13 protein-coding genes and 1 riboswitch are annotated in these 16,532 nt (G+C 42.6%); of the genes, 7 read left to right on the top strand and 6 right to left on the bottom strand.

Annotated elements, in window-relative coordinates:
• Nucleotides 1–359: 359 nt before the first annotated feature.
• A complete protein-coding gene (locus ACFVSH_RS15255; protein WP_387706683.1) occupies nucleotides 360–1,397 on the bottom strand; it encodes an NAD-dependent epimerase/dehydratase family protein in 1,038 nt (345 codons plus the stop codon).
• Nucleotides 1,398–1,573: 176 nt separating this feature from the next.
• Here ACFVSH_RS15255 and ACFVSH_RS15250 point away from each other — a divergent pair, with 176 nt between their 5' ends.
• Nucleotides 1,574–2,458 carry a PucR family transcriptional regulator gene (locus tag ACFVSH_RS15250; RefSeq protein ID WP_387706681.1) on the top strand — a complete coding sequence of 295 codons (885 nt, stop codon included), beginning with the start codon at nucleotides 1,574–1,576 and terminating at the stop codon, nucleotides 2,456–2,458.
• Nucleotides 2,459–2,582: 124 nt separating this feature from the next.
• The gene (locus tag ACFVSH_RS15245; protein ID WP_387706679.1) at nucleotides 2,583–3,728 is read left to right on the top strand and encodes an ABC transporter ATP-binding protein; all 1,146 of its coding nucleotides are present in this window, start codon (nucleotides 2,583–2,585) and stop codon (nucleotides 3,726–3,728) included.
• A 60-nt stretch (nucleotides 3,729–3,788) separates the two neighbouring features.
• Here the strand turns inward: ACFVSH_RS15245 and ACFVSH_RS15240 are convergent, their stop codons facing one another.
• Nucleotides 3,789–4,031, bottom strand: a complete 243-nt coding sequence (locus tag ACFVSH_RS15240; RefSeq protein ID WP_387596500.1) for a hypothetical protein — start codon at nucleotides 4,029–4,031, stop codon at nucleotides 3,789–3,791.
• Between the two features lie 108 nt (nucleotides 4,032–4,139).
• Nucleotides 4,140–5,522: a class II fumarate hydratase gene (fumC, locus tag ACFVSH_RS15235; protein ID WP_387706677.1), complete on the bottom strand. Its 1,383-nt coding sequence runs from the start codon at nucleotides 5,520–5,522 to the stop codon at nucleotides 4,140–4,142.
• A 326-nt stretch (nucleotides 5,523–5,848) separates the two neighbouring features.
• Nucleotides 5,849–5,962: riboswitch (SAM riboswitch) on the top strand.
• 86 nt (nucleotides 5,963–6,048) lie between these two features.
• Between fumC and ACFVSH_RS15230 the strand changes: the two genes are divergently transcribed.
• Entirely contained in the window at nucleotides 6,049–7,161 is a 1,113-nt protein-coding gene (locus tag ACFVSH_RS15230; protein ID WP_387596506.1) for a methionine biosynthesis PLP-dependent protein, read from the top strand.
• Nucleotides 7,158–8,339 carry a cystathionine beta-lyase gene (metC, locus tag ACFVSH_RS15225; protein WP_387596509.1) on the top strand — a complete coding sequence of 394 codons (1,182 nt, stop codon included), beginning with the start codon at nucleotides 7,158–7,160 and terminating at the stop codon, nucleotides 8,337–8,339. Before ACFVSH_RS15230 ends, metC begins: the two co-directional genes overlap by 4 nt.
• Before the next feature lie 112 nt (nucleotides 8,340–8,451).
• Here the strand turns inward: metC and ACFVSH_RS15220 are convergent, their stop codons facing one another.
• From ACFVSH_RS15220 to ACFVSH_RS15210, 3 genes are all read right to left on the bottom strand, one after another.
• Nucleotides 8,452–8,700 carry a type B 50S ribosomal protein L31 gene (locus ACFVSH_RS15220; RefSeq protein ID WP_061461980.1) on the bottom strand — a complete coding sequence of 83 codons (249 nt, stop codon included), beginning with the start codon at nucleotides 8,698–8,700 and terminating at the stop codon, nucleotides 8,452–8,454.
• A 131-nt stretch (nucleotides 8,701–8,831) separates the two neighbouring features.
• Complete coding sequence (locus ACFVSH_RS15215; RefSeq protein ID WP_387596512.1) at nucleotides 8,832–10,850, bottom strand: ABC transporter ATP-binding protein; 2,019 nt, start codon at nucleotides 10,848–10,850, stop codon at nucleotides 8,832–8,834.
• On the bottom strand, nucleotides 10,847–12,598 hold the full coding sequence (locus ACFVSH_RS15210) for an ABC transporter ATP-binding protein (RefSeq protein WP_387706675.1): 1,752 nt from the start codon (nucleotides 12,596–12,598) through the stop codon (nucleotides 10,847–10,849). Before ACFVSH_RS15210 ends, ACFVSH_RS15215 begins: the two co-directional genes overlap by 4 nt.
• Nucleotides 12,599–13,108: 510 nt before the next feature.
• On the opposite strand from ACFVSH_RS15210, the gene ACFVSH_RS15205 reads away from it, so the two are divergent.
• The 3 genes from ACFVSH_RS15205 to ACFVSH_RS15195 all read left to right on the top strand — a co-directional run bounded on the left by ACFVSH_RS15205 (nucleotide 13,109) and on the right by ACFVSH_RS15195 (nucleotide 16,449).
• Nucleotides 13,109–13,276 carry a hypothetical protein gene (locus ACFVSH_RS15205; protein WP_192203600.1) on the top strand — a complete coding sequence of 56 codons (168 nt, stop codon included), beginning with the start codon at nucleotides 13,109–13,111 and terminating at the stop codon, nucleotides 13,274–13,276.
• Between the two features lie 346 nt (nucleotides 13,277–13,622).
• On the top strand, nucleotides 13,623–13,976 hold the full coding sequence (locus ACFVSH_RS15200; RefSeq protein WP_387706673.1) for a hypothetical protein: 354 nt from the start codon (nucleotides 13,623–13,625) through the stop codon (nucleotides 13,974–13,976).
• 358 nt (nucleotides 13,977–14,334) lie between these two features.
• On the top strand, nucleotides 14,335–16,449 hold the full coding sequence (locus tag ACFVSH_RS15195; protein WP_387706671.1) for a peptidoglycan D,D-transpeptidase FtsI family protein: 2,115 nt from the start codon (nucleotides 14,335–14,337) through the stop codon (nucleotides 16,447–16,449).
• Nucleotides 16,450–16,532: the final 83 nt, after the last annotated feature.

The raw sequence follows: 16,532 nt of genomic DNA, 5'->3' as shown, positions 1-16,532 counted from the left end.
CTTTGAGATTTGTATAAGAGACTTGGATATTTAATCAGTAGTGGAATCCGACCAGTTCGAAAAAGTCATCGATGACAAATTTGCCGGATTCGGAAAACCAGACTGGATGAATTGATTGATCAAATAATCGAGGCCTGCTTCCCCTTATTGGGAGCAGGCCTTTCATTAAGGACAACGTGGCGGCCGCCATGAAAAACCTTGAAATCCTCACGAACCATGCAAGCAGATCCATGTACTAAAAAACGATGGGGTTTTTACCCCATCGTTTTTTTAATTCCTTCACATTGTTTGTTTAAATCATCCTTTTCACCAAGCACACTTAATGTGCCTTCAGTACTTCAATAAAATAAAAGAAGGTTTTAGCCTATTGTCTGTTTCCATAATCCAAGGAGATCACTTTCATGTTGTCTGTGGATACCCGCTTTTCTAACAACAGATTCCTGACGGCCCTTTTCCCAATTCCATATTTCTTCAAGGGTTTCTGATAGGGGACGGAATGTTAGTCCATTATTAATGGCTTTATTGTTATCGACAGCCAAAAACCCATTCAGAGGTTCCTTAGCTCCCGGAAAAGGGAATTCTTCTGGTATCCATAAAGGCATCTCTCCCCACGGCTCCACTTTATTGTCATCCAAAAACTTTTCAGATACCCATGTAAAGTCAGCATTACTTCCTGTTACCTGTTTGCAGCCTTCAAGTAATTGCCCCATAGTTAGTGTGTAATCCGGTCCAACGGCATTATATGTACCTGCCATACCTTTTTCTATCATTTGGATGATCCATTGAGCCAAGTCCCTTGCATCGATGACTTGGATTGGACGTCCAGGGCGTCCAGGAGACAAAATTTCTCCACCTTCCGCTATTCTTTTAAGCCAGTACACAAATCGGTCAGTGTAATCATATGGACCTACTATTTGCCCCGCACGAATGGACAAAACTTTCCCCGGCAGTTCTTTTTCAGCTGCTTTTTCGCTTAATGATTTTAACGGTCCATAATATTCACCGTATATCGGTCCAGCCGTTCCGCGGGTGATCTCTTCCGCTTTATCATCATTTAGTGTATGAACCTCTCCATTTTCATCAACTCCTGGCTCGGTTGGATCACTATAAACTGAGATGCTTGAAATATATGTATAATGTTTAACTTGATGAAGCAATCTGCAAGATTTAGATACAGTTCGAGGGATAGATCCTGATGTGTCAATGACTGCATCCCACTGTCTCCCTTTCAACATTTCCAGATCCCCGTCGCGGTCCCCTTTTAACTGTTCTATTTCGGGAAAGACATAAGGATCGCTTCCACGATTAAAAAGTGTGACTTCATGCCCTTTCTCTATCGCGGCTCTTGCTAAATACCTGCCTAAAAACCGTGTACCGCCCAATAATAATATCTTCATAAGATTCCCTCCTCTTTTTAACGATATTCCATAAAGCATACGCAATACCCTTTCCTAATAAACTTGCAACTTTTCTTTGATTATCCCTTCCCGGAAAAATTAGCAATATCCTATTCTTTTGAACTTTATTCTTTTTCGCTATAATGATAGGGAAAGGGAGAAAGAAGGTGGAAATGATGCTTGAAAATCTTAAACAAAAATTCCCGAGCGCCCTTACCAATAAAATGGATACTGATGAAATTTCTGACTATGTTTGGTTCGAAGACTCAAGAAGTTTACTTGGCATTCCCCGTTCAGATATCACAGACGAAGAAATCCGTTTATTGGAACTGCTTTTTGCTCCTTCCATAAACCCAAATAACCTCAATGTACATCCAGACTCATCATGGAAAACTTTTTTATCCGAACCGAATGCACCATTGCCTTTAACGAGCTGGGAGAATGTTCGATTTCTTCATTTCAAGCTGACTCATGCTGATTTTTCCAACTCCGATTTTGAAGAAGCCTTCCTAGCTTTCGTTCCATCTGACGCGGCTATTGTCTGGGAAAATGAAACGGCAGGAGTCTTAATTGAAACGGACGAAGAAGAACCTTTATCAACTAAACAACTAATCGCCATTTCTTCCACGCTTGAAAGTGACTTTTATGTAAAGACCCGTATGTTTACCGGGCGCTTTCACCCTATAAACCAAGACCTTCATCAGCACTGGACTCAGGAGAAAAAGTGTTTTGATTTGGCACAGATGCATCTGCCGGACCTAAAGGTGGCTGATTTGGCAGACATCATCCCTCACTCATTAATAAAGGATCCATCCGTTAAGGATGCAAAGTGGTATATCAATGAGATTCTTGGCAAGACCAAGCAGGATACAGAACTGATCAAAACGATTAAAACGTATATCGAATGTAATTCAAATGCCACCTATGCCTCCAAACAGCTTTATATACATCGGAACAGCTTACAATACCGAATCGATAAATTCTCTGAAAGAACTGGTCTCGACATTAGAAACTTCCGTCATGCCCTTACTGCATACTTGATACTTTTACTGAATGATTAATTTTCAACGCAAACAGGTAATATCACCCTTTTTTGTGCAATGTGCCCATACTTTTTTCAAATCCGATAGCTTAGACTATAGTTAATTGGTACAAGTAATCAGGAGTTTAAAAGGGGGATTTTTCATGGCAGAGCTAGTGTTGGATCATATATTCAAGATTTATGATAAAAAGGTGACGGCTGTTAAAGACTTCAACCTTCGTGTTGCCGATAAGGAATTCATAGTTTTTGTGGGACCTTCAGGTTGCGGCAAATCGACGACATTAAGGATGATTGCCGGACTTGAAGACATTTCCCAAGGGGATTTATATATAGACGGCAAGCGAGTCAATGATGTCCCCCCTAAAGATCGTGATATTGCGATGGTTTTCCAGAACTATGCCTTATATCCTCATATGTCCGTATATGATAATATGGCATTCGGATTAAAACTCAGGAAAACGCCAAAAGCGGAAATCAAGCAAAGAGTCAATGAAGCGGCAAGGATTCTTGGACTTGAAGAGCTGCTAAACAGGAAACCTAAAGCCCTTTCAGGTGGTCAGCGCCAGCGTGTCGCACTTGGCCGGGCCATTGTAAGGGACGCAAAAGTTTTCTTGATGGATGAGCCATTATCAAATCTCGACGCAAAGCTACGGGTTCAAATGCGTGCGGAAATCGCTAAACTACATAAACGGCTCGACACCACAACGATATATGTCACGCATGACCAAACAGAGGCAATGACGATGGCGACACGTCTTGTTGTAATGAAGGATGGTATCATCCAACAGGTCGGTGCACCAAAGGACGTTTATGAGAAACCGATAAACGTTTTCGTCGGCGGCTTTATCGGATCGCCTGCCATGAACTTCTTTACTGGAACCTTAAAAGAAGGCACTATTAAAATAGGCGAACAAACACTTGAATTACCTGAATTGAAGATGAAAATGCTGCGTGATCAAGGATATGTCGGAAAAGATATAATTCTTGGCATCCGTCCGGAGGATTTCCATAATGAAGGTGCTTACTTCACGAAGTCCCCTAACACTGCATTCACAACCCAGATTGATGTAGCCGAACTGATGGGCGCGGAGATCATGCTCTACTCCACATTAGAGGGGCAGCACTTCGTCGCACGCGTCGATGCCAAGAATATCATCCAGGCTGGCGAAAACATCGAACTTGCCCTCGATATGAATAAAGCACACTTTTTTGACAAAGGGACTGAACATCGCATTTTAGTGGAAGAAGATGAACAGATGCAGGAAAGCATGAAGTTATCTGCCAATTAAAAGCAAAAAGACCCATTCATTATGGGTCTTTTTACGTTTATTCAAATAAAAAGGATAGATTCATTCCTGGACCAACACCACTTCATCATGTCCGCATTCAGAGCATTTCATGAGATGCGGGCATTGGCCTTTTTGAAGGGATTTAGGGTATCCGTCGTTTTCTTTAAGTATGTCGATATCCATATAAGCACTGTAATCATCAGCATAGTCCATGAATTTCCCTTTATCATCAAGATCACTGCCGCATTTCGGGCAATTCACATGAATTTTTCTTAGACCGTTGCAAAGCGGGCATAAAGACATTGTTTTTCCTCCTGTTCACGTTACCTATGATTTCAGTATTTGTTCATCCCATTATTTTAACCCATGGAAACACCCTCCCTAATACCAAGGGAGGGTACTTCCATTCAATTATTTATTAACCATGTTAGCAGGATCGACCCATGCTTTGAATTCATCTTCTGTCAGGAACTCCAATTTCAACGCAGCTTCTTTCAATGTTGAGTTGTCCTTGAATGCAGTTTTGGCGATTTTGGCTGCTTTTTCATAACCGATATGCGGGTTCAATGCTGTTACCAACATAAGGGAACGTTCTACATTTTCTTTGATTTTATCCTCATTTGCAGTGATGCCCACCGCACAATTATCGTTGAATGAATGAATGCCTTCCGTCAATAATTTTACCGTTTGCAGGAAGTTATAGATGATGACAGGCTTGAATACATTCAATTCAAAATTACCTTGGCTTGCTGCAAAGCCAATTGTAGCATCGTTACCCACGATTTGAGTTGCAATCATGGTAAGCGCTTCACTTTGTGTTGGATTGACTTTACCTGGCATGATGGAGCTGCCTGGCTCGTTTTCCGGAATGGCTATTTCGCCGATTCCGCTTCTTGGACCACTTGCCAGCCATCTGACATCGTTCGCAATTTTCATTAAATCCGCTGCCAATGCTTTTAAAGCGCCGTGTGCGTAGACGATTTCGTTATGGCTTGTCAATGCATGGAACTTATTATCAGATGTGACAAAAGGATATCCAGTATCAGCTGCAATTTGTTTGGCGGAAAGTCCCGGGAATTCTTTTTTTGTATTGATTCCGGTTCCTACAGCCGTTCCTCCTAGTGCAAGGTTCAATAATTTTTGGCTGCTTTCCTCAATCATCGCTAGATTTTTGTCGAGCATCGCTTTCCAGCCGGAAATCTCTTGTCCCAATGTTAATGGTGTAGCATCTTGAAGATGTGTCCGGCCAATTTTCACGACATCCCAAAATTCTTTTTCTTTTGTATCGAATGTATCACGAAGAGCTTTAATGGCAGGAACCAATTTTTCAGCGACTTCCATAAAGGCAGCAATATGCATGGCTGTCGGGAAAGTATCATTGGAGCTCTGTGCCTTGTTAACATCATCATTCGGATGAAGGGTTTCCGATTCACCGTTTTCTTTTAACCATTCATTTCCTTTGTTAGCGACCACTTCATTCACGTTCATATTACTTTGCGTACCGCTTCCCGTTTGCCAAACTACAAGCGGGAAATGCTCATCTAGCGTTCCTTCGAGGATTTCGCCGCAAATCTTGACGATGGCATTCTTTTTAACTTCCGAAAGATCACCAAGATCATAGTTCACCTTTGCCGCAGCTTGTTTAACGTATGCAAATGCACGAACTAATTCAATCGGCATTTTTTCGTTACCGATTTTGAAATTGTTACGGCTTCTCTCGGTTTGTGCTCCCCAATATTTATCAGCAGGAACTTTCACTTCACCCATCGTATCTCGTTCGATTCTGTATTCCATGTGTTCTCCTCCTATGTTTGCACTATTCATTGAGACCAATTTGCATATGAAATGAATAATGTCGTATTATTCTTTCTCTCCATACATTGTACAAACTTTATTATTTTAAAGCAAAAATATCCGCTGACCTTTCACTTTTTCCGAAAATTGCATGACCCTTCGTGTTTATATGAAGATTCGGATATTCTTTTTTTTAGATACATAAAGTGTTGTCGCACTAGGCACCAATTAACCTGGACATGAACATCCAAGCATTATCCATCCCAAAATGTCCTTGACAGTATTTTGTATATATAGTAAATTCAAAAGAAATTGAATAATCTAAACTCTTATCGAGAGAGGTAGAGGGAATGGCCCGATGACACCTCAGCAACCTTCATTTGTTTCAAACCAATGAAAAGGTGCTAATTCCACAAGTTTGTGAACTTGGAAGATAAGAAGAATGACTCGTCCTTACTTAATCAAAGTCTTCTTCTTAAAGAAGACTTTTTTTTATTTTATATAACTCAAAGGAGCAGTGAAAACCATGTACAAAACTGAAACATATCTTGCTCAATTAGGAAACCGCAGCGAAACGGCGACAGGAACAGTCAATCCGCCAGTATACTTTTCAACAGCTTTTCGCCATGAAGGAATTGGCCAATCGACGGGATTCGACTACACAAGGACAGGTAATCCTACACGCCAATTATTGGAGCGTTCCATCGCCGATCTGGAAAAAGGCGACCAAGGTTATGCCTGCAGTTCAGGAATGGCCGCCATTTCCACTATCCTTGCCCTTTTTAAATCAGGTGATGCCTGGATTGTCAGCGAAGATCTTTATGGTGGTACATATCGTCTGTTAGAACAAGGTTTTAAAAAATGGGGATTGCAGTGTGACTATGTAAACACTTGTTGTTTGGAGGATATAGAAAAAGCCATCACTCCTCACACGAAAGCCATCTTCATCGAAACTCCCACTAACCCTCTTATGCAGCAAACGGACATTAGCGCTGTTGCCGCATTGGCCAAACAAAATAATTTACTATTGATCGTTGATAATACTTTTTACACGCCTCTTATTCAACAACCCATCCTGCTTGGAGCGGATATCGTGATTCACAGTGCAACCAAGTATCTCGGTGGTCATAATGATGTGCTCGCCGGACTGATCGTTGCTAGCGGCGCTGAATTATGTGATGCACTAGCCTTCCATCATAATGGTACCGGAGCTGTCTTGAGCCCCTTTGATTCTTGGCTATTGATGCGTGGAATGAAAACCTTGGCATTGCGGATGGAGCGTCATGAAAAGAATGCCAAAATACTTGTAGATTACTTGTCGGAACATGATTGTGTCACGGACGTATTGTATCCCGGCAAAGGCGGCATGATTTCATTCCGTATCATTGATGAATCGGCGGTCAACCCCTTTTTACAATCGCTCTCATTAATTTCCTTTGCAGAAAGCCTTGGAGGGGTTGAAAGCTTTATCACCTATCCTGCCACACAAACGCATGCCGATATACCGCTTGAAGTCAGAACGGCAAATGGAGTTTGTAATCGTCTGCTCCGCTTCTCCGTTGGCATCGAGGATAGCGATGATTTGATTCAGGACTTGCAGCAAGCATTCGCACATGTAAAAAGGGAGGCGCTACGATGACAGGTCATGATTTTAGCTTTGAAACGAAATTACTTCATAATCAGCATAAATTCGATCCGGCAACGGGCGGTGTGAGCGTCCCCATTCAGCATGCATCGACTTTCCATCAATCCGATATCGATCAATTTGGCAAATATGATTACAGCAGAAGCGGGAACCCGACTCGCGAAGCACTTGAAGACATCATTGCCGAACTTGAGGAAGGCACTCACGGCTTTGCTTTTTCTTCAGGTATGGCTGCCATTTCAACAGCCTTCCTGCTATTGTCTGCCGGGGATCATATCGTCATTTCCGAAGATGTGTACGGCGGAACATTCAGGATGGTCACAAGCGTATTGACTCGTTTCAATATTGAGCATACCTTCGTGGACATGACGGACCTTGAAAGCGTCAAAGCTGCCGTTCAGCCAAATACCAGGGCCATCTATATCGAAACGCCTTCAAATCCGTTACTTAAAGTGACCGATATTCAAGCCGTATGTGATATCGCCAAAAAAGCTGGTGCCTTAAGTTTTGTTGATAACACATTCTTGACCCCGGCATTGCAAAAACCGTTGAATCTGGGTGCTGATGTTGTCCTTCATAGCGCGACGAAGTTTTTATCCGGACATAGTGATGTGGTAGCTGGGCTTGCGGTAGTGAAAGATCCGGAATTGGCCGCAAGACTCGGTTCGCTCCAAAACTCCTTTGGAGCGGTCCTTGGTGTCCAGGATGCCTGGCTTGTAATGAGAGGTTTGAAAACCTTATCAGTTAGAATGGAACATTCACAAAAAGGGGCAGAAAAGATTGCAGCCTACTTAAAGGAACAGCCATTGGTGAAAAAAGTGTATTATCCCGGCCTTTCCGATCATCCACAGCACGCCATCCAGAAAGGCCAGTCACTTGGAGCGGGGGCGGTCCTATCATTTGAATTGGAAAGTGAGGAAGCCTTCCGTTCTTTCGTAAACACTGTCGAGCTCCCTGTTTTTGCCGTAAGCCTTGGAGCGGTCGAATCTATTTTATCTTACCCAGCCAAAATGTCCCATGCAGCCATGCCTGATGATGAAAGGGAAAAGCGAGGCATCACGAACAGCTTGCTCCGCCTCTCTGTCGGACTTGAAAATCCGGACGATTTAATAAAGGACTTCGATGCAGCCCTCTTTAATATTGCCAAAGGGGAAGCAGTTGCTGCAAAATGATTTCAGGATGGGTGCCTCATGATTATGGGCACCCTTTTCCTTAGCATCATTATTAACTCTTTTTCAAACCCAGTAATAAAAAAAGACCATCGATTTCCCGATGGCCTGACTCTCATTTCTTCATATTATATTTATCCAGGAAGCGATCCACCCGTCCGCCTTTTTCAGCAAACTTCTGCTTTCCGGTATAAAAAGGGTGCGTATCTGAACTGATTTCCACTTTTAATAATGGATACGTTTGGCCGTCTTCCCACTCGATCGTTTCATTTGACGTTTTCGTGGAGCCCGTCAAAAATTTATACCCACTGTTGGTATCCATGAATACCACTTGTCGATAATCTGGATGAATTTCTTGTTTCACTATAATCACCTCATCGTCTGTATAGGTATATCTTAAACGTAATGATTACTATTATCAACATTTTTGCTTGAGGGTGCCGATTACGACACCCTCATTATAGTTTGGTCTTGATTATCCATCCTTATTCTGGTTCAGCCAGCCATGCCTTTATGCGGACCAGCCTGCAGTTCATACATATTATAATACTTCCCTTTTAACTCCATTAATTCTTCATGTGTACCTTGCTCAGCAATCCGCCCTTTATCCAGTACAAGAATTTGGTCGGCATTTTTTATCGTGGAAAGTCTATGGGCAATGATGAAGGTCGTTCTCCCTTTTTTCAGCACTTCCATTCCCTCCTGGATAATTGCCTCTGTTTCAGTATCGATGCTTGCTGTCGCTTCATCCAAAATCAATATCGCCGGATTGAATGCAAGAGCACGTGCAAAAGAGATTAGCTGCCGCTGTCCGGAAGACAATGTTCCCCCTTTTTCGATCACAGGTTCATCCAACCCTAAAGGAAGATGCTTCAGCACTTTGTCCCCCCCTACATCTCTTAATGATTTTTCAACCATTTCCCTTGTGATGCCTTTATGATTCAGACTGATATTGGAAGCGATGGTGCCAGTAAATAAATAGGGATCCTGAAGGACGATTCCCATATGCTCCCTAAGTGTCTGATGGGGGATATCCAATATATTCGTGCCATCGATTTTGATTTGACCTTCACTACTGTCATAAAAACGGAACAATAAATTCATTATGGAACTTTTTCCTGACCCAGTATGGCCAACTAAAGCGACCGTTTCCCCTTGTTTAGCGGAGAAGGAAATGTCCCATAACACATATTCATTATCTTTATAACCAAAAGAAACATTTTCGAATTGCACATTTCCTTTGTATCTGGACATGTTTTCATCACTGACTGCCAATCCCTGCTCATCCAATAAAATGAATGCCCGCTCCCCTGCAACAAGTGCCTGTTCAAGGTTAGCGAACTGATTGACGATTCCGTGAAGCGGATGAAGCAGGCGGCTGATCAAATCAACAATTGCATACATCATCCCTAAAGAAATGGCTGAACTCGCTGTAAGGGAAATCCCGCCGAAATACCAGACAAATGCCATTAGCGCCAAAACCTTAATGACCCCGATCAAGTTTCCACCCGTCAACGAATTCAAATGGAGCATTTTATTTTGATAGGAATAATGCTCCCGGTTCAGATTTTCAAAAGATTGCTTTGTCTCCTTTTCACGTCCAAATGCCTGGATGATGCTCATTCCAGAAATGGATTCATTGATCATCCCATTAATATCGCTGACCCGTTCCCGAATGATGTGATTATATTTCGAGGCGAATTTGCGGTATACCATCGTCCAGATAACGATGATCGGAATAAGTAAAAGTCCAATGGTACCGACTCGTGGATCCAGAATATACAAAGCAATCAGTACCCCGAAGATATTAATCGTACTCGAGAAGAAGTTGGCGAGCACGGTTACATATAATTCCCGAATCGCTTCCGTATCATTTGTGACCCTGGCTACAACTTTACCCGCTGGCATATTATCGAAATAACGTATCGGCAGACGGGAAATATGAGTGAAAATATCATTTCGCATCTTCTGTATGATTCGGTTCGCCGCTTTCTGTAAATAAAAACTCTGCCCATATTGAAAAATGGAGGAAAGGATGACAAGACTAAAATAAAAAGCCACAAGCTTAATGATCCGCGGGATTTCCGGTTGGTAAAACCGCAGCATTTCCTGACTAGTCAATTTCACAGCTTGCGCATGTTGCACTTTCCCATCTTTCTTGATGGTCAACGATTGGTTCTCCAAGGTTCTGCGCCCCTCGGTAGGGACAGCTTCATTTACGAAGACAAATTGATTGCCCACCTGCAGAATATGGACTTCCCTGCCTTTCTTCTCACCTTTTGCAAAGTAATCGGCCCGTTTATACCAATTTCCATCATACTTGACAGCGTCTTTTCCTTTACCCGCTTCATACCATGTAGATTCAATGCCAAGTATATGTGAATCGATGATTCTCTTGGCAACGAAAGGACCCGTTAAATCTGCGGCTACCGAAAGTGCCAGCATGATCAGGGCGCCAATGATCAATTTTTTATAAAGGGCAGCATAATTAAAAAGTCTCTTTACGACCTTCATGACTTCACCTCCGTTCCTTCGTCAACCTGCTGTCGTTCATATTGTTCTCTATACCAGCCATCCTTCTGCAGTAAATCCGCATGAGTCCCCTCTTCGATGATCTCTCCGCTGTCCAACACGATAATTCTGTCCGCATGCTGAACGGCTGATAAGCGATGAGTTGTGATGATCGTCGTTTTCCCTGCACGTTCATTTTGGATATTTTCGATGATTGTCGTTTCCGTTTTTGCATCTACAGCGGATAAGGAATCATCCAATATAAGGATTTCCGGATTTTTGATCAGTGCCCTGGCAATCGAGATCCTCTGCTTTTGCCCTCCAGATAGGGCGACACCCTTCTCACCGACGAGTGTCTCAAGACGGTTGGGCAGCATCATTAAGTCCTTCTCAAAATCCGCAAGCCGGATAGCATTATCCAGTTCCTCTTCCGTTGCATCCATTTTACCGAACAAGATGTTTTCCCTAACAGATTTCGAGAATAAAAAATGGTCCTGTGGAACGTACCCGATCCACTTACGAATATCTTCAAGGTTCAGTTGCTCCAACGGCATGCCTGCAAAAGCGATTTCACCTGTTCCTAATGGATATTCCCGCAGCAATTGCTTCACGAATGTCGTTTTTCCACTTCCCGTTTTCCCCACTATCCCCAATGTTTGACCACGCTCAAGCTGAACGGAAATATTGGATAGATTCACAACCGTTGAGGAAGGGTATGTAAAATGCACTGAATTGAATTGGATATTTCCAGGTTTTTGAATACTCTTCAGACCCAATGAATTTTTCACATCCGCTTCATATGAAAGGGTATCCTGAACACGATCTAGCGAAGCATTTCCCCTTTGCATGACATTGATCAGTTCACCCACCGCTATCATCGGCCAGATTAACATGCCTAGATACACATTGAACGAAACAAGTCCGCCAAGTGTTATGGCCTGCTGAAACACAAGATAAGCCCCGTAGCCCAACCCGATTAAATAACTGATGCCGATGATAATGCTGATTGTCGGATCAAAGAGGGCGTCGATTCTTGCCACGGCTAGATTTTTTCGATATACATCCTCTGTCATTTCATCAAATCGCTTTTCATCTTCCCGTTCCTGGACATAGGCCCGGATAACACGGACACCTGAAATGGATTCCAGGACCTTGTCATTTAAAGTACCAAAGGCTGCTTGTGCATCCGTAAATCGTTTGTAAATTTTCTTCACGTAAATTTGCATCATCACTGCCATGATCGGAAGCGGCAGCACCGCCGCAATCGTCAACTGCCAGCTGATCGTGGCTCCCATCATGACCACTACTGTAATGGTGAACAGCACCGCGTCAACGAGCGTCAATATCCCGAAACCAGCTGTGAGGGATATTGCCTTTAAATCATTGGTTGCCCTTGCCATTAAATCCCCTGTACGGTTTTTTTCATAAAAACTCGGCGTCATTTTCAGCAAATGGCCCATAAATCCGGACCTTAGCTTTCGTTCGACCAAGTTTCCGCCGCCGAATAACAGAAAACTCCATAAGTAACCAAATAGGTAACTGCCGATCAGTACCATGAGCAAATAAATAACGTATTTCATGACCCCTTCCTGTGTCATGCTGCCATTGTTCATATCATCGATGGCATTCCCGACAAGTTTTGGCGGGATAACCTCCAAGATATTCACTATACATAGAAATAAAATCGCCAAGGTGTAACGCTGCCACTGTTCTTTAAAGAACCAGGACAGCTTTTTAAAAATCGCAAACATGAATTCCCCTCCCTTTTGGTCAAACCTTTCACTCGCTAACCGCTTTCTGGATCTCCCGGCTGCAATAAAACTTCCAATGTCTTTCGTCTCATTTTAAAATTCCTCCTATCTTTTATATGGAAAGGATGCTAATGCACCTGTATTCCAAATGTCAAAAAGCCCCCGCCAATTAGCGGAAGCTTATTTAGATGCGTTATAACACATATAAAAGCGCAGGCCGCGAAAATTCCACAACCTGCGCTTTAAAATGATCAATGAACACGTCGGATCCCTTGTCTAGAAAGACAAGGTCCCAGGGCAGGCGGACGTATGATATTCGATTATGACATCATTGTGCTTAACTGATTTAGTCATGACGTTCGCCTCCTTTTTCATTAATTAATGGAAATTTTTAACTTGTGTTTAAAGATTACTACGTTTGCATATTTTTGTCAATTGCGACTTTTCTAGATTATTGCTGGATAATCCTTTATTCTTATAAGAATGTCGTAACCTAAGGAGGTTCAGCATATGCAATGGAGAAAATATATACTCCTGGCGGTTCCCTTTTTATTATCAGCCATTTTCATCTTATTTGCCGTACCGGTCCAATATAGATTTTTATCCTTCATTCCTGTGTTTCTTTTCTGGATAGTCTATTATATTTTATTGTACCTGGAAAAGAAGAAGAAAAGATGACATCACCTTGGGGGCGTTGCAAATGCAACGCCCCTTTCTTGACGGCTCTGCATATAATGGTCGAAAAACATTCGTGGTGATTGTATGCTCTCCCAATATTTGCAGAAGCTGTTGGGTAAACACCCTGCCAAAACAAACCCCATCATCGATGCCAAAAGATATGACACGCTAAAATCCCTTTTACACAAAGAGCTCTACCAGCCTTTTGATGAGTCAAAAGCGAAAATGTCAATCATCTCAAAACACTTAACGGAATGAAAGCCATTTTGTAGCATTAAGCCTCTTACTTTGAATATCCCGTCCCCCATTTGGCAAGAATGGTTAGCAAAAAGAATGGGTGAAGCAAATGAGAGGCATTGTACTATTGAATCCACATTACAAAATTAGGGATTTACATGCGAATGAAAGCTTTGCAATCCAAAAGATCGTGACGGACAAGTATATGGAAGGGAAGAATATTTCCCCGGTCATACTCAATCCGTATCAAATTCACCCTTATTACACAATCCCGCATGAGCTTCTATTCAATTTACAAAGTAAAAAAACGGGTCAAATCGATTGCCTGGTCCTTCACTCCCTAGAAACGATCGAACGATTCAACTATATTTACCCTGAAAAATGGCTTGAGCTATGCGGATATTTCAAAGAGATTATCAGCGTCACGACTCAAGCTCCCGTTAGGAAATATGAAGCAAATTAATGCTTACTCATGGTACTTAAGTCATAGTGAATGGATTCCAAAGATTAAAGTCATTCATTGTTCATTCACTTTGTGAGCTCCTCTTTTTCACAGAAGCGCCTCATATGTACATCTTTCCTCCATGATGGTCGCTTTGCCGCTTCTCCCTCTCTTTATCTATTAAAACAACTTCGGACTCATTGGCCTTTATAGCAATTTTCCTAATTATAAGATTACTAGGAATTATATAACTTCAAAACATTCTTTTGGAAATATAGATAAATTTACGGATAAAGCATAGAAAAATAAGTTAATTTTATATATCATTGGAGATAGGAATTTTCTTATTTTTTACTTTTACTAGAAAGGAATGTTACTGATGGCCAAAGAAAAAAAGAATAAAACCCCAATTCCTTTCCGGCTGAACTTCATGTTTTTTTTAATATTCATTTTATTTTCAAGCTTAATAATCCGGCTTGGCATCGTCCAAATCGTGTATGGGGATGATTACCTCCGGGAAGTGGACCGAACGGAAAACGATGTGGCCAATACCCCCGTTCCCCGTGGCAAGATGTATGACCGAAACTTGAATCCGGTCGTTGATAATGAGCCGCGCAATGCCATCACCTATACGAAATACCCGAATACGAAAACGGCCGATATGGTGAAGACTGCAGAGGTTCTTGCTACCTTGATAGAAAAAGATACCAAAAAGGTGACCCTGCCGGATAAAAAGGATTTTTGGATTTTAAAACATCCGAAAGAAGCAGATGCCTTGATCACCAAGGCCGAGAAGAAGAAAGTAATCGAAAAGAAATTGGAGCAAAAAGATTTATACAAACTTCAAATGGAACGGGTGACCGAAGAGGATATCAAGGAATTCACCAAGGATGAATTGGAAGTGATCGCCATCTTCCGGGAATTCAATAGCGGCTATGCCCTCGCACCGTCAATCGTGAAGAATAAAGATGTCACCACTAAGGAATTCGCCAGGGTCAGCGAACATTTGGATGAAATGCCAGGCGTGGATGTAACGACGGATTGGGAAAGGACCTATAAGTATGACGAGACCCTCCGCTCGGTTCTTGGCAAGGTCTCTTCTTCCGAAGAAGGCATTCCCAGTGAAAATATCGACTATTATCTTGCACGAGACTATACCAGGAATGACCGGGTCGGAAAAAGTTATATCGAAAAACAATATGAAGATGTCCTGCGCGGTCAAAAGACGCGGATTGAAAATGTGCTGAGCAAAGGGGAAGTCATCAATACGAATACCCTGACTGAAGGGCAAAGCGGAAAAGACTTGGTCCTGACAATTGATATGGAGCTGCAGCAACAGGTTGAAAAGATCATCGAGAGCGAATTGCGCAAAACCAAGGCTAGGGGAAATACCTACTTATTGGATCGGGCCTTCGTCGTTTTAATGGACCCGAATACAGGCGAGGTGCTTACGATGGCCGGCAGGCAATACGGCCGCAACAGTAAAACCGGATTGACCGAAATGAACGATTTCGCCCTTGGAAACATTACGACCTCCTATACGATGGGGTCATCTGTAAAAGGAGCTACGGTCTATACCGGCTTTCAGACAGGAGCCATCTCACCGGGGTCGGCTTTTTATGACCATCCACTTTTATTAGCTGGTGCCAAGCCAAAAAAATCTTATAGCCCTTTAGGGTATGTAACGGATGTCACCGCGTTAAAGAAATCGTCGAATGTCTTTATGTTCATGACGGCAATCAAAATTGCCGGCGGTCATTATATCCCTAACCGGCCGTTAGGAATAAACCGGGAAGCTTATTCAATCATGCGGAATCATTATGCCCAATTCGGCTTGGGTGTCCGTACCGGCATCGACTTGCCTAATGAATCAGTCGGATTTAAAGGCGTCGACATGTCTACAGATGGATTGCTGCTGGATTTATCGATTGGGCAGTATGATACATATACACCAATGCAATTGGCACAGTATGTTTCGACGATAGCAAATGGCGGAAAAAGGCTTGAGCCACATATGGTCAAGGAAATCAGGAATCCATCCAACGAACACAATGAATTGGGCAGCGTCTTTAAAACAATGAGTCCCAAAGTGTTAAACGATTTGGGCGGGAAAGACGTTTGGATGCAGCGTGTCCAGGAAGGATTCAGGCAGGTCGCCCAGGAGCCAGGCGGGACGGCATATAAATATTTTGGCGGGAAACCCTACCATGCGGCAGCAAAAACGGGGACTGCCGAGGCCTTTTACGACGGACCGCGGAGGAATCAATATAGCGAGCCAGTCCCGACTATCAATCTGACACTTGTAGGTTATGCACCTCACAATAATCCGGAAGTGGCATTCTCCGTCGTCGTGCCATGGGTGTATCAAGGCAAGCCCTCTGATGATATTAACAAACGGATCGGGCGGGACGTAATGGACGCCTACTTTAAATTGAAGGAAAAAAGAGCAAAAGGTGAATCTGATGCAGATAAAGCATTAGAAAGCACTCAATGATAATTACAAAAAAAGGCCCGCTCGATTATTGAAGTGAACCCAAAAAGTTAGACACTTTATTTACTTAGGCAGCCTTGAGGGCA

It is taken from the genome of Peribacillus sp. NPDC058002, from assembly GCF_042886655.1.
In the GTDB taxonomy this organism is placed as follows: Bacteria; Bacillota; Bacilli; order Bacillales; family DSM-1321; genus Peribacillus; species Peribacillus aracenensis.
This window is presented reverse-complemented; position numbering and strand designations above follow the sequence as displayed.

Bases quoted from the DNA above. Each gene is read 5' to 3' on its own strand.
- ACFVSH_RS15230 (WP_387596506.1), top strand. From the start codon at position 6,049: ATGTACAAAACTGAAACATATCTTGCTCAATTAGGAAACCGCAGCGAA.
- ACFVSH_RS15195 (WP_387706671.1), top strand. From the start codon at position 14,335: ATGGCCAAAGAAAAAAAGAATAAAACCCCAATTCCTTTCCGGCTGAAC.
- ACFVSH_RS15205 (WP_192203600.1), top strand. From the start codon at position 13,109: ATGCAATGGAGAAAATATATACTCCTGGCGGTTCCCTTTTTATTATCA.
- ACFVSH_RS15255 (WP_387706683.1), bottom strand. From the start codon at position 1,397: ATGAAGATATTATTATTGGGCGGTACACGGTTTTTAGGCAGGTATTTA.
- ACFVSH_RS15200 (WP_387706673.1), top strand. From the start codon at position 13,623: ATGAGAGGCATTGTACTATTGAATCCACATTACAAAATTAGGGATTTA.
- fumC (WP_387706677.1), bottom strand. From the start codon at position 5,522: ATGGAATACAGAATCGAACGAGATACGATGGGTGAAGTGAAAGTTCCT.
- ACFVSH_RS15215 (WP_387596512.1), bottom strand. From the start codon at position 10,850: ATGAAGGTCGTAAAGAGACTTTTTAATTATGCTGCCCTTTATAAAAAA.
- ACFVSH_RS15240 (WP_387596500.1), bottom strand. From the start codon at position 4,031: ATGTCTTTATGCCCGCTTTGCAACGGTCTAAGAAAAATTCATGTGAAT.
- ACFVSH_RS15250 (WP_387706681.1), top strand. From the start codon at position 1,574: ATGCTTGAAAATCTTAAACAAAAATTCCCGAGCGCCCTTACCAATAAA.
- ACFVSH_RS15245 (WP_387706679.1), top strand. From the start codon at position 2,583: ATGGCAGAGCTAGTGTTGGATCATATATTCAAGATTTATGATAAAAAG.
- ACFVSH_RS15210 (WP_387706675.1), bottom strand. From the start codon at position 12,598: ATGTTTGCGATTTTTAAAAAGCTGTCCTGGTTCTTTAAAGAACAGTGG.
- metC (WP_387596509.1), top strand. From the start codon at position 7,158: ATGACAGGTCATGATTTTAGCTTTGAAACGAAATTACTTCATAATCAG.